We start from the raw sequence: 12,809 nt of genomic DNA on the forward strand, positions 1-12,809 counted from the left end.
GCGTGCTCGCCTGGCCCGGCGCCTGCCCGTCGCCGGCGGCCGCAGTCCCCTGGTGGGGACAGGCGCCCGCCCCGGGGCTCAGGCCCGGGTGGCGGACTCGGCGTCGGGGCGGAGGGTGAAGATCTGGTCCAGGCCGACGATGTGCAGGGTGCGCAGCGTGTGGGCGGGGACGGCGGCAAGCGCGATCTCCGCCTGCGCGGCGTGGGCGTGGTGACGGGCCGCCAGCAGGGCGGTCAGGCCGCTGGAGTCGCAGAAGCCCATCCCGGAAAGGTCCACGACCAGGCGCTGGCCCGGTCGGAGGGTGAGGGTGGTGACCAGATCGCGCAGCCCTGGGGCGGTGGCGTAGTCGAGTTCACCGGCAACCTCCAGGACGGGGCCGGTCGCGGCGTCTCGGACAGTGATCTTCAGAGGGCTCATCATGCGTTCTTCGTCCCCGGGCCGGGAGGCGGATCGGTGGGCCCGCCCGCGGCGGGAGCGCCGAGCGCGAGCAGCGCGGTGTCGTCGTCGAGGCCGTCGCCGAAGTCGTCCAGCAGGCCGGTCAGGGCCCGGACGACGGCCTGGGGAGGCCGGCCGGCGAGGCCGGCGGCGAAGTCGAGCAGGGCGTCGTCGCCGAAGCGGTCCGTGCGGCCCGGGCCGGTGCGGGCTTCGGGGAGGCCGTCGGTGTAGAGCAGCAGGGTGTCGCCGGCGGCGAGGGTGGTGGTGGCGGTGGTGAAGTGGGGATCGGGCAGGATGCCGATGAGGAGGCCGTCGGGGGTGGGCAGGAAGTCGGCGGTGCCGTCGGCCCGCAGGACCAGGGCCGGCGGGTGGCCACCGGACCCGAGGAGAACGCCGACCCGGCCGGTGGACGGGTCGGGTTCGAGAATGCCGAAGATCGCGGTGCAGTACCGCGGGTCGCCGCCCGAATAGCGCTCGTGCAGCACGGTGTTGAGCGTGGACAGCGCCGAGACGGGGTCGGGGTCGTGCAGGGCGGCGGCGCGCAGCGTGTGCCGGGTCAGGGAGGTGACCGCGGCAGCCTGCGGCCCCTTGCCGCACACGTCGCCGAGGAAGAAGGCGAAGCGCCCCTCGCCCACCGGGAAGAAGTCGTAGAAGTCGCCGCCGAGCCGGTCGGGTGAGGCGGTGTGGTAGTGGGCGGCCGTCTCCACTCCGGGCACCGACGGCAGCACGGGGGCAGGAGTGCCTGCTGGAGGGCGGCGAGGGCGTCCTGCAGCCGGGCCCGGTCGGCCTGCGCCTGCCGTGCTGCCTCTTCGGCCGCCTTCCGGGCGCGCAGGAGTTCCTCCTCGTAGGACCGGCGGTCCCGGGCGTCGAACACGGTGGTGCGGATCAGCAACGGCTCCCCGTGACTGCCGCGCTTCACTGCGGAGGAGACGAGCACGGGCATCCTCGTCCGGTCACCGCGGACGATCTCGAGGGCGATGCCGCTGATCTCCCCCTGCATCTGCAGCAGCGGAGCGAAGTGCGTCTCGTGGTACAGCCGCCCGCCCACTGTCAGCAGGTCGGTGAAGCGCTTCCGGCCCACCACGGCGCTGCGTTCCAGGCCGAGCCAGCCCAGCAGCGTCCCGTTGATCTTCGCGATGGTGCCGTCCATCAGGGTGGACAGATAGCCGCAGGGGGCGTGCTCGTACAGGTCCTCGGAACTGTCCTCCAGCAGTGCGGCGAACGCGGAGGTCACCACCGAGCCGTCCTCGGGCCCGGGCGCTGCGCCCTCCTGTCCTTCCCGGCACGTCATCCCAGGCCCTTGAGGAAGGCGAGGAGCGCCTCGTTGGTGGCCTCGGGTGCGGACAGGTGCGGGCAGTGACCGGTCGCGTCGAGTGTGATCAGCGTGGAGCCGGGGATCGCCCGATGGACGAAGGCGCCGACCTCCGGCGGGGCGATGACGTCCCGTGCGCAGTCCAGCACCAGGGTCGGGACGCTGACGCGCTTCAGTTCGTCCCGGGAATCCGACAGGAAGGTCGTGCGGGCGAAGACCCGGGCCATCTCCGGGTCGGTGGCGCAGAAGCTGTTCGTCAGCTCCGCGCCGAGTTCGGGCCGTTCGGCGTTCCCCATGATCACCGGCGCCATGACCGCCGACCAGCCCAGGTAGTTGGACTCCAGTGAGGAGAGCAGTTCGTCGATGTCCTCGGTGCTGAAGCCACCCCGGTAGCCGTCGTCGTCGATGTACCGCGGTGAGGGGGCGACCATCACCAGCGCCCCGATGTGCTCCGGAGCCGCCTCCGCGGCCAGCACCCCCACCATCGAACTCACCGAGTGGCCGACGAACACCGCGTCCCGCAGGTCGAGGGCTTCGCACACCTCCACCACGTCCCGGGCGTAGCCGGCCAGGGAGGCGTAACGATCCTCGGAGAACGCCGACGGGTCCGAGCGCCCCGAGCCCACGTAGTCGAACAGCACCACCCGGTGGTCCTCGGCGAGGGCCGGCACCGTCAGGCGCCACATGTTCTGATCACAGCCGAACCCGTGGGCGAGCACCACCACCCGCCCGTGCGGGTTTCCCGTGACGGTCACGTTGTTCCTGCGCCGGATGTCCATGCCGGCCATCATCCCAGGTCCGGTCGGCCCGTCCGGCACGACGTGCGCCCGGTACGCTCGGGGCCGCCCGCTCCTGATCCGGGCCTCGGCCCGCGGCCCCGGGCACGGCGGAATCGTCGGGGACGAGGCCGAGGGCGTCCAGGAGCATCCGGTAGTCGTCCCGGTCACGGGCGAAAGCGGCCACCGTGCGCCGGGCACGCGGGTGGAGATCGGGCGGCAGGGAGCGGGCGGCGGATTCGAGGATGTCGGCGAGGGTGGTGAGATCGTGTTCGACGTAGCTGCCCACAGTTCACCTCCCGGCGCGGCTCGACGGAGCGGATTGTTCACGTTACTGCCCGCGCGGCCCGGGCGCCCCGGAGCAGCCGGCGGCGGTCCGGGGCGGAGCTGAAGGGGACGCCGTGGGCGACCGCCGGGCCGTCATCAGCCCGCGGCACGGGCGATGAAGAAGAGCACGACACAGGCGACGAGCACCGCGAGCACCGCGATCGGCCAGGGTCCCCATGCACGGCGCACCTCCGTCGGCTCGGGCACGGAGATGCCGGCGGTGGTGCTCCCCTCGCCCGGCCGCGTCTCCTGGGGTGGCACGCCCGCCGGGGGCGCGTGTGCGGCGGTGCCTGCTTCGGATGGCGGAACGGGCTTCGACACGGCTGCCCCCGAGGGGGCCGGCCCGTCGCCCAGGTCCGTTCCGTGGTGTTCCAGGAAGTCGAGTGTCGACGGCAGGTCGAGTTCCAGGTCGGGGCCGTCGGGGCCGTGGGCACGGGCGAAGCGGAACCCGCCGTCGTGCCAGAAGTGGGCTTCCACGAGACGCCCGGAGCGCCGGATCCGCAGGAGGTCCCGGGCGACGGGCGTCCCCCCGTCCACCGACCAGCCGAGGGCCCCGGCCCACGCGTACAGGTCTGCCTGGTCCTCACTCAGAGGTATGTCCGAACCAGCTGCGGCCATGATCCGTCTCCCACTCCGTGGGCCGGCGGCGCCGACCGGTCACCAGACGCGCCTACCCCGTCGGCTGAGAACGACCCGCCGGCACGGAAACTGCCCGCCCGCCGGCCGCGATGCGTCGAACGGGAGCGCTCGGGTAGGCGCGGCGGGGAGCGGTTGCCACGAAGGGGCACTGCGGCCCGATCAGAGGTGAGTGCGGTGAGATTCAGCGACCGCCGGAACGCCGGCCGGCAATTGGGCGACCGGCTGGCCCGAGCCTCGCGCAAGCCGATGGTGGACCCGGTTGTCCTCGCTCTGTCCCGGGGCGGACTGGCGGTGGCCGCCGAGGTGGCGCGGTGCCTGGACGCCGAGCTGGCCGGCGAGGTGCCGCCCGGCCACTGGGCGACACAGCCGCCCCGCCCCGTCATTCGCGGCAAAGGACGGACCGTCGTCCTCGTGGACGACGGACTCGCCACGGGCGACGCCGCGCTGAGCGCGGTCCGCGACGGGTGGTCCGCCGGGGCCGCCCGGGTGGTCGTCGCCACCCCCGTCTGTGCACCCCGTGCGGCTGCCTCCGTCCGGCCGGTCGTCGACGACCTCGTCTGTCTGAGCCTGCCGTGGTACTTCCGGTCGGTCGCGGACTGGTACACCGACTACCACCGCCTGTCCGACCACGAACTCGCCGAAGCCCTGACGTCGGTGCGCGGAACTCCGCGACCATCCCCGGCGCTCCGCACGGGCCCGGCCCGCAGGGCGTGATGTCGTCGCGCCCGGCCCCTCGGCTGCGCGGGCCGGTGCCCGATGGCCGGTCACAGGGTGCGGCTCGGTTCCTGGCCGGGGAGGGTGGGGTGGTGGGCATCCTCGTGGTGGTGGAGCAGCCGGATCGGCCGGACCTCCTGGTCGTGCACACGGCCGGGTCCGATCCGGACGTGCCCGGTGACCCGGGCCCGGTGACGGCCTGCGGGACCGACACCGCGAGCATGGTGGTCGAGCCCTGGCAGCCGGCGACGCCGGGCGAGCGCTGGTTCCCGCCGCACCTCGCCGGCACCGTCTGCCCGCGCTGCGACCGGGCCGTCCGGTCGGCGTGAGCACCAGCGGGCCCGCGCGGTCCGAGCGGCGAGATCCGGCCGTCACGAGGGGGGACACGGCGGCCGGACCGACCCCAGGCAATCCCGCACCCTTCGGCCGTACGACCTGCCGGGCCGCCGGGACCTGCCCGGCCCGGGCCCGCCCATCCGGAGGCCGGCGGGCGTTCTACTCCTCAGGGTCGTCGTCCGGCGGCTGGACGGTGTCCGTTCGCGGGGCCCGGGCCGTGGCGGTGCTCTCGGCGGTGGCGTCGTAGCCCTCCTTCACCGCTGCGGTGTCGGGGCGCCGCGGGTCGGGTCCGTCTGCGGGCTCGGTGTGGTCGGAGGCGCTGTCACCGTACGAGCGATCGGCGGGCGGCCGGGCCTCGGTTGCCTCCTGCTGGTTCCGGTCCTCGCGCCGGATTTCCTTGTGTGCCACGGGGGCTCCCGTCGGCGGGGGATGGGCCGCCGCGTCGGACAGGCCGCGAGGGCGCGGGAGTGGCCTTCGAGGAGCGGCCGGGGCCGGTCGGACGCCGTGCGGTGCCACCGGTTCGCAGCAGGGACAGTCGGTACGGGGCAGAGGACTCAGCCGGCACCCGGGAGGCGAGCCTGCAGGCTGCCGTCGGCGCCGGTCCGCGTGGTGAACCGCGGCTGCGGTGCGGTCGCCGGGCCGCCCACGTTCCAGCCGTCGGAAAGCCGGAAGGCGCTCCCGTGCCACGGGCAGATCACACAGCCGTCGGCGACCTCCCCTCCGACAGCGGACCGGAGGCGTGGCTGCAACGGTCGGCCAGGACGTGGAACACCTCGTCGGCCTCCCGGACGACGACGACCGGCACCTCGCCGACCATCCGACGGACGGCCTCGCCGACCGCGAATTCCTCGACCTGCCCCAGCGTCCGCCAGCCCGGCTCGACCACGTGCGCAACGGGCTCCGCCTTGTTCGCCCCGGAAGCCTGCCGGTAGGCGAGATGGCCACCGATCGCGGCGCCACCGCCGACCGCCGTCACACCCGCCAGCCCCAAGGCCCGCCCCAGCCCGTGGCGACCGCGGGAACGGGCCACCCACGACGCGCCGAACACACCCGCTGCGGTCGCCACCGAGGCGGCGTGCAGGAGGCCCGTACGCATCTGCTGCTCGTGCTGCTCCGCCCAGTCGACCCACCCGGTCCACGCGGCCGGCGCGGCGGCGACCACGCCGAGGCCGACCAGGAACTTGGCGGCCCGTTCGCACCCCGGCACCATGTCCAACACGGTGGCGGACGTCCATGCCCCGATGGGAAGTTGGACGAGCACCGGATGCAGCGGATGCCCCAGCGGGCGGCCCTGCAGGATGCTGCGCAGTCGCCCGAGCGGCAGTGCCCGGACGGCGTCCCTGACGGGCTCGGTGACCCGGTCCAGCTCACTCGCCTCGCCGACCGCGTCGAGTGCCTTGAGCATCCGGACGCCGACGTTGTCCGAACTGTCCGCCATGGCGGTGGTGATGCGTGCGAAGAAGGTCCCCATGGCCGACAACGCTGCCCCATCCGGTGCCGACCGGCCCGCGGGAAGGACCGACCGGCGTACGTCCAGACATTCGGGGCCGCCCGGGCCGCGAGCCGAGCCACCTCCGTCACCGCAGCCGCGGCCGCCGTCCGGCCCCGCTCATGACCGCGCCCGGACACTCCCCCGAACGGGGCCTGCCGTGGACGGCACGAAGCAGACGGTCACGGACGACGTGACCGATCGCACTGATCGTCAGGACTCGCAGCGGTGGTCAACGCCGGAGATCGGCGCAGGGGCGGCGACGCTCGGCGCGGTCCGGTCGGTGGCCGGGCTGAGCAGCTCGCGCACCGCGGGTGTTTTCGCCTCGTCCGTCGCCGAGCTGCCGAATCCGCCGTCGAGCGTCACCGGGCGCCATCGGGTGCCATGGGATTCCGCGCAGCGGGTAGCCGACGGCCGTCCTGGAGGCCGCCGACCCCGGCCCGTTCCCGACCCGCCCCGAGGGGGATTCCGTGCTGTCCGAAAGCACCGCCCGTACCGCCGAACCACAGGCCGAGCCACTCCCGCCGGTGACACATCGCCTCCGGGAGACACCCTCGCCGCAGGCGGACGTCACGGCCCGGAAGCAGGCGCTGCGGCGTCGGCTGGAACGGCTGATCGGGATCGCCGCCACCGAGGGCAACGAGCTCCTCCCGCTGCGCAACGGGGACGAGATCTTCCCGGCGATGCTGCAGGCCGTGGAGGAGGCCGAGCACACGGTCGACATGACGACTTTCGTCTACTGGCGCGGCGACATCGCCCACCGCTTCGCCCACGCCCTGGCGGCGAAGGCCCGTCAGGGCGTGCGGGTGCGGCTGCTGCTCGACGGCTTCGGCAGCCGGCTGATCGAACGGGAACTGCTCGACCTGATGGCGGCCGCCGGTGTCGAGGTCGCCTGGTTCCGGCGGCCGGTCCGGCTCTCACCGCTCAAACAGAACCACCGCTGCCACCGCAAGGTGCTGGTCGTCGACGCACGGACGGCGTTCACCGGGGGCGTCGGCATCGCCGAGGAGTGGAGCGGCGACGCCCGCAACCCGGACGAGTGGCGCGACACCCACGTGCAGGTGCGCGGTCCCGCGGTGGACGGCCTGGCCGCCGCCTTCGCCCAGAACTGGGCGGAGTGCCGCGAGGACGCGCTGTACGGGCCGGCCGACCGGTTCGAGGAGCACGCGCAGCCCGGCCGGGCGGTCGTGCAGGTGGTCCGCGGCTCCGCCAGCGTCGGCTGGCAGGACCTCCAGACGCTGATGCGGGTGGTCATCTCCGGCGCCGAGCAGCGCCTTCGCCTGGCCACCGCCTACTTCGCGCCCGACCGGTACTTCGTGGACCTGCTCTGTGCGGCAGCGCGGCGCGGGGTCGAGGTGGAACTCCTCCTCCCGGGCCGCACACCGACAAGCGGGTGTGCCAACTCGCGGGCGGGCGCTTCTTCGAGGACCTGACCGCGAGCGGCGTGACGATCTGGCAGTTCCAGCCGACCATGATGCACGCCAAGGTGCTGACCGTGGACGGCATCGCCACGCTGATCGGGTCCACCAACTTCAACCGGCGCTCCCTCGACCACGACGAGGAGGTCATGCTCGCGGTCATCGACGAGGAGTTCACCGCCCGACTGGACGCGCACTTCGACGAGGACGTCACCCGCAGCGAGCGGCTCGACCCCGGGCGCTGGCGGCGCCGCGGCACGGGCCGTCGTGCACTGGAGGCCGCCACCGCGCCGATCCGGCACTTCCTGTGACCGCTGGGCAGCCCCGCCGGCCAGGGGGCACGAGCGGCCCGGCCGTCCCTGCCCACCGGGTGCGGAACCCGCCCGCACGGCTGAGGCTGAAATCCCCGCCACTGGGCAGACGGGGCGCATGACGATGTTGCGGGGCATGGCCCTCGGACGGCGGGTCGTGCTGCCGCTCGGCCTCCAGACGATGCTGATGGTGCTGCTGGGGCTGCTGCTCACCGGACCGGTGCGGCGGGCGACCGGCCTGCCGGGCAGCGGTCTCGACGAGTGGCTCGCGAGGTCGCGCGTCCCGGCGCTCGACACCGTGAGCGGATGGCTCTCCCAACTGGCCTGCACCGCCACCGTGGTATCGGTCACCGCAGTGGTCGTGGTCGCGCTGCTGGCCGGAAGCCGCGGGCGGCTCGGGCGCGAGGCGGCGTTCCTCGGCGGCTCGGTGGCCGCCCAGTCGGCGGTGTTCCTGCTGGTCACCGCATGCGTGGAGCGGTCGCGGCCGGCCGTGCCGGCGATGGACGCGGCGCCGCCGACGTCCAGCTTCCCGTCGGGGCACACCGGCGCGGCCCTCGCGCTGTACGGCGGGCTGGCGGTGCTGTTCCTGCTCCTCGTCCGGTCACCGGCGCGGGTGCCGCTGGCCGTCACGGCGCTGCTGCTGCCGCTGCTCGTCGGAGCCAGCCGCCTGTACCGGGGCATGCACCACCCGACCGATGTGCTGGCCGGTCTGCTGAACGGCGGACTGGTGCTGTGGATCATGTGGCGGGCGCTGCTCGCGGACCGGGCGCCGTCCCCCACCGCCGCGGGGACAGCTGACGGGAGATCCGGAGCCTCTGCGGACCGTAACGCGGCCCCGGGAGTGCTCGCGTCGGCAGCCCCGCTCGAACCGGGGACCACGGACCCTTCGGACCGTACAGACACGGAGGCCGCCGGCCCGGCGATTCCTGCGAGCGCCGCCGGCACCGCGGACACGCCGGGCACCGCAGGCGCGGCGGGCGGCGACCCGGCGGTGGTCGGTGGAGGTGCTGTCGTGGTGTTCCATCCCCACCTGGTGGGGCCGGCCACCCGGGAGGCGCTGCGCGCCGTGCTCGCCGAGCACGGCTTCCACCGGCCACGGTTCGCGGCCACCACCGTCGACGATCCGGGCCGCGGCGTAGCCGCGCAGGCCGTCCGCGAAGGCGCGGCCCTGGTGGTCGCCTGCGGCGGCGACGGGACGGTGACCGCCTGCGCGCACGCCCTCGCCGGCAGCGCAACGGCGCTGGCCATCGTCCCGTGCGGCACCGGCAACGTCCTCGCCCGCAACCTCCGACTGCCCGGCGACCCCGTGCAGGCCCTGCGGACCGCTCTCGCCGCCCGGCCCCGTCGGATCGACCTGGCGTTCGCGGAGGGCGACGGCATCGTGCCGACCTGTGTCTGCGCCATGGCCGGGATCGGCCTGGACGCCGCGATCGTGGCCGGGACCGGTCGCGGGCTGAAGCGGCGACTCGGCTGGCCGGCCTACCTGCTGCCCGTCCTGCGGCACCTGCGGGACCAGCGGGTGGAGATCGCCGTGACGCTCGACGACGAGCCCGTGCTGCGGCGTCGCGTGCAGATGGCGGTGGTCGGCAACGTCGGCTCGCTGCAGGCCGGGGTCCGGCTCCTGCCGGAGGCCGAGCCCGACGACGGTCTCCTCGACCTCGTTCTGCTGCACCCGCACGGGATCGGCGGCTGGACGGCCGCCCTCCTCGGGCTCGGCATGGGCCGCCCGGGACGGCGGACCGGGGACGCGCACGGGCCGCTCGAGTACTTCCGGGCCCGCCGCATCACCGTCACCGCCGACAGCAGCGCGCCACGCGAACTGGACGGCGAAGCCGTACCCGCCGGCCGGACCCTCACCCTGCAGGTGCAGCCCGCCGCGCTGCTCATCCACGCGCCCGACGGCGTGCGGCGCCGCCCCGGTTCGCAGAGGACGCCGGAACAGAACCGTGCACAGGACCGAGAACGAGCCCATGAACCGACCCGGGACCGGAGGCAGGAGCAGCGGATGAACGGGGCGCAGACGCCGCCGCGGGAACAAGCGCATGCGGCCACGCCGCCGGGTGCGCGGTCCGTGTCCGGTGAGCAGCCGGCCGCCCCGGCGACCGGACGGGGGAACTGATGGGCACGGCCACCCGGGTCGGACGACGGGGCGGGGCCCGCGAGGAGCTGTCCGCCGACGAGGCCGTGGCCTCGCTCCGGGCGGAGCGCCGGGGGCGCCTGGCGGTCGACGCCTTCGTCCGGTTCCGCTACGCCGACGGATTCAGTCACGCACGTGCGCTCGCCTTCCAGACCGTGCTGTCGATCGTGCCGGCAGCCATCGCCCTGGTCGGCCTCTCGTCGGTGCTGCACACCCAGCGGATCGGCGAGGTCGTGGAGCTGACGATCGGCCGGCTCACCACCGGGCCCAGCGCGGACACCATCCACCAGGTGCTCCAGCAGAGCCGCGAACGGGCCGGGAGCGGCGGCGCGGTGGCGCTGTGGTTCGGGGCCGCATTCTCGCTGGCCAACGTCGCCACCGCGATGTGCCAGATCGAGCGCGGGTCGAACCGCATCTACGGCATCGAGCGCGACCGGCCCTTCCACCGCAAGTACGGGCGGGGCCTTGCCATGGCGCTGGGGGCCGGGGTGCCGCTCGGGCTCGGCTTCGTCGTCCTGGTCGCCGGCCCCGAGATCGCCGCCGCGGTCTCGCAGGTGTACCACCTGGGCCACGGCGCGGCCGCCGCCTGGGCGGTGCTCCGCTGGCCGGTCGGCCTGCTGCTCGCCCTGCTGTCGTCGAGTGTGGTCTTCCGCAGGGCTCCGCGCCGCCGCCAGCCCGGCTACAGCTGGCTGGCGTTCGGGGCCGCCGTCCATCTGGTGCTGTGGGTGGGGCTCACCCTGCTGCTCGGCGCCTACCTGCGGATCAGCGGCTCCTTCGACGCGGTCTACGGGCCGCTCAGCGTGTTCTTCTCGCTGCTGCTCTGGTCCTACCTCACCGCGATCGCCCTTTTCCTCGGGGTCGCGTTCGCGGCGCAGTTGGAGGCCGACCGGACAGGGCACCGGGACCCCGTCCGCCCGGATCCCGAGACGGAGTCCGACAGTGAGGCCGGCCGCGACACGGCCACCCGACAGTGATCGCGGGCCCCACCGTCCCGACGGTGCTCGCCGCGCGACACGGTCACCGACCCCGACGCGGTGGCCCGGTCGGACGGCAGGCTTCGGAGCACGGCAGCGGGGTAGCCGCGGTGCGATGACTCCCTCCGGCAGCACCTCGCGTCCCCTGTCCATCCGGTTCGCCGCCCTTCGCCGCGCCGACCTCCGGTTCGCCGGACGTCTGGCGGCCGCCGGGGTGGCGTTCGCGGTCGCCGCCGTGCCCGCTGTCGTCCTCGTCGTGCTGATCGAGGCCCACTGGGGTCCGCTGCAGACCGTCGACCAGCAGACTGCGCTGCGCCTGCACGCGGTCGTCCGTGACCGCCCCGGGCTCCTCGCGACCGTCCGGCTGCTCAGTGACCGGGTCTGGGATCCACTGACCTTCCGGCTGCTCGTGGCGGTCGTCGTTGCGGGCCTGCTGGCCCGCCGAGCCTGGCGCCTGGCCCTCTGGGCGGCCGCCACCGAAACCGCCGCGGGCCTGATCGGCCTGCTCCTCAAGATGTCGGTCGCCCGGGTACGGCCCCGGCTGCCGGATCCGGTGGCCACCGCGCCCGGCTACTCGTTCCCCTCGGGGCACGCCATGACGGCGGCGGCCTCCTGCGCGATCCTGCTGCTCGTCCTGCTGCCTTCCGTCCCACAGCGGCTGCGACCGGCTGCCTGGGCCGCGGCCGCGGTCTCCGTCGGCGGCGTGGGAATCACCCGGATCGCCCTCGGTGTCCACTGGGTGAGTGACGTCCTCGGCGGCTGGCTGCTGGGGTCGGCGCTGGTGGCGGCCACGGCCTGGGCGTTCGAGGCCTGGCGCGGCGACGTGGGCCGTCCGGTGACGCGCGTGACCGAGGGCCTGGAGCCGGAGCTCGGCGCACCCGGCGGCCGGGCGCCGGAACCGCCGCTGCCCGGCCGCCGCCCGTCGTCGTCGTCGGGCGGCGGCCCCGGGTGAGACGCCGACAAGCGGCCGTTCACGACGGCGGCCGGGTCTCCGGGTGACCGACCGCAGGAGGACGGGCGAGTGGGCGCCGCGACATCGTGGCAGCCCTCTCCGGGCTCCGACCGCGACACCGCGTTCGGAATGCGGACGACGGGTAGACGTGCAGGGGACCGACTCCCTCGTGAACGGAAGACCTCATGTCCGCCCAGCCGGCCCGCGCCGTCGGCGTGCTCGGCCCCGTCGCCCGCCCCGAGCGCCTGCTCGTGGCGTGGAACGGCAGCCGCGCCGTCACCGCCCTCCTCGACGAGGCACAGTCCCGCACCGTCGGCACCGCACTGCGTCTCCATTCCGAACAGCACCCGCGCCCCTCCGAGAGCCGTCGGCTGATCCGCTGGCTCCACCCGCCGATGGACGTCCTCGTCGACCTCGACGACGTGCCGCCCCGCCTGTGCCACCCCGACCGCGGATGACGTCCGCGCCCGCAGCACGCGCCGTCCCACCGCCCCCGGCCTCGCGCGCCACTGACGCCGCACACCATTGACACCGCTACGGGCCGCACGATCTGCGGCCCGTAGCGGCGTAGGGTCACGCTCAGTACGGGAGCGGACGGCCGGACGGCGTCCGAAGGTCCAGCGGGGGTCGGGGCGCCGGCACCTGGGGCCGCCGCACGAGAACTTGTCGCATCGTCATCACCACCTGGATCGACCCCCTGCCGTCCGATCCTGACCGGACGACCCCCGCACCAGGAACGCCTACCCGCACAGCCCGATGCAATCCGAGAAATCCGGCCGAGCTCCGGAGGCGCGGCCTCCGAGGCCTTCCGCGCCCCGCACGCTCCGCCCCCGGCACGGTTCGATCCGGCCGATGCGGACAGACGCCGGGACGAAGGTGGGCACGTGCGCCGCACATGGCGCCACAGCCCTCATGGTCGGCGCGACGCCGCCTCGACCCTGAATCCGACGCACCGTCAGCCCGGCGGCGTCAACCGAGGAGGCCGACCC

The 12,809-nt window shown here is 74.5% G+C and carries 12 protein-coding genes and 2 pseudogenes; 7 read left to right on the forward strand and 7 right to left on the reverse strand.

Annotation, left to right across the window (positions count from 1 at the left end; genetic code table 11):
- Positions 1-78: 78 nt before the first annotated feature.
- The 4 genes and pseudogenes from ABEB13_RS02375 to ABEB13_RS02390 all read right to left on the reverse strand — a co-directional run bounded on the left by ABEB13_RS02375 (position 79) and on the right by ABEB13_RS02390 (position 3,468).
- Complete coding sequence (locus ABEB13_RS02375; RefSeq protein ID WP_345709511.1) at positions 79-417, reverse strand: STAS domain-containing protein; 339 nt, start codon at positions 415-417, stop codon at positions 79-81.
- Positions 417-1,726 (reverse strand): annotated as a pseudogene (locus tag ABEB13_RS02380) (SpoIIE family protein phosphatase). Before ABEB13_RS02380 ends, ABEB13_RS02375 begins: the two are co-directional and overlap by 1 nt.
- Entirely contained in the window at positions 1,723-2,526 is an 804-nt protein-coding gene (locus tag ABEB13_RS02385; RefSeq protein WP_345704037.1) for an alpha/beta fold hydrolase, read from the reverse strand. Before ABEB13_RS02385 ends, ABEB13_RS02380 begins: the two are co-directional and overlap by 4 nt.
- 420 nt (positions 2,527-2,946) lie before the next feature.
- The gene (locus tag ABEB13_RS02390) at positions 2,947-3,468 is read right to left on the reverse strand and encodes a DUF6480 family protein (protein ID WP_345704038.1); all 522 of its coding nucleotides are present in this window, start codon (positions 3,466-3,468) and stop codon (positions 2,947-2,949) included.
- 195 nt (positions 3,469-3,663) lie between these two features.
- Between ABEB13_RS02390 and ABEB13_RS02395 the strand changes: the two genes are divergently transcribed.
- Positions 3,664-4,203 (forward strand): hypothetical protein, encoded by a 540-nt coding sequence (locus ABEB13_RS02395; RefSeq protein WP_345704039.1) that lies wholly within the window; start codon positions 3,664-3,666, stop codon positions 4,201-4,203.
- An 89-nt stretch (positions 4,204-4,292) separates the two neighbouring features.
- Positions 4,293-4,532: a hypothetical protein gene (locus tag ABEB13_RS02400; RefSeq protein WP_345704040.1), complete on the forward strand. Its 240-nt coding sequence runs from the start codon at positions 4,293-4,295 to the stop codon at positions 4,530-4,532.
- 166 nt (positions 4,533-4,698) lie between these two features.
- Here ABEB13_RS02400 and ABEB13_RS02405 read toward each other — a convergent pair whose 3' ends face one another.
- The 3 genes from ABEB13_RS02405 to ABEB13_RS02415 form a co-directional block, all read right to left on the reverse strand.
- Positions 4,699-4,947, reverse strand: a complete 249-nt coding sequence (locus ABEB13_RS02405) for a hypothetical protein (RefSeq protein ID WP_345704041.1) — start codon at positions 4,945-4,947, stop codon at positions 4,699-4,701.
- Positions 4,948-5,233: 286 nt separating this feature from the next.
- On the reverse strand, positions 5,234-6,010 hold the full coding sequence (locus tag ABEB13_RS02410) for a DUF2231 domain-containing protein (RefSeq protein ID WP_345704042.1): 777 nt from the start codon (positions 6,008-6,010) through the stop codon (positions 5,234-5,236).
- A 231-nt stretch (positions 6,011-6,241) separates the two neighbouring features.
- Positions 6,242-6,394, reverse strand: coding sequence for a hypothetical protein (locus ABEB13_RS02415; protein ID WP_345704043.1), 153 nt, complete (start codon positions 6,392-6,394; stop codon positions 6,242-6,244).
- Positions 6,395-6,555: 161 nt separating this feature from the next.
- Here ABEB13_RS02415 and ABEB13_RS02420 point away from each other — a divergent pair.
- The 5 genes and pseudogenes from ABEB13_RS02420 to ABEB13_RS02440 all read left to right on the forward strand — a co-directional run bounded on the left by ABEB13_RS02420 (position 6,556) and on the right by ABEB13_RS02440 (position 12,278).
- Positions 6,556-7,757 (forward strand): annotated as a pseudogene (locus tag ABEB13_RS02420) (phospholipase D-like domain-containing protein).
- Between the two features lie 118 nt (positions 7,758-7,875).
- Positions 7,876-9,876 carry a bifunctional phosphatase PAP2/diacylglycerol kinase family protein gene (locus ABEB13_RS02425; RefSeq protein WP_345704044.1) on the forward strand — a complete coding sequence of 667 codons (2,001 nt, stop codon included), beginning with the start codon at positions 7,876-7,878 and terminating at the stop codon, positions 9,874-9,876.
- Entirely contained in the window at positions 9,876-10,868 is a 993-nt protein-coding gene (locus ABEB13_RS02430; RefSeq protein ID WP_345704045.1) for a YihY/virulence factor BrkB family protein, read from the forward strand. The genes ABEB13_RS02425 and ABEB13_RS02430 overlap by 1 nt, the downstream gene beginning before the upstream one ends.
- 115 nt (positions 10,869-10,983) lie before the next feature.
- Complete coding sequence (locus tag ABEB13_RS02435; protein ID WP_345704046.1) at positions 10,984-11,820, forward strand: phosphatase PAP2 family protein; 837 nt, start codon at positions 10,984-10,986, stop codon at positions 11,818-11,820.
- Between the two features lie 185 nt (positions 11,821-12,005).
- The gene (locus ABEB13_RS02440) at positions 12,006-12,278 is read left to right on the forward strand and encodes a hypothetical protein (RefSeq protein WP_345704047.1); all 273 of its coding nucleotides are present in this window, start codon (positions 12,006-12,008) and stop codon (positions 12,276-12,278) included.
- Positions 12,279-12,809: the final 531 nt, after the last annotated feature.

Source organism: Kitasatospora paranensis, from assembly GCF_039544005.1.
GTDB lineage: Bacteria > Actinomycetota > Actinomycetes > Streptomycetales > Streptomycetaceae > Kitasatospora > Kitasatospora paranensis.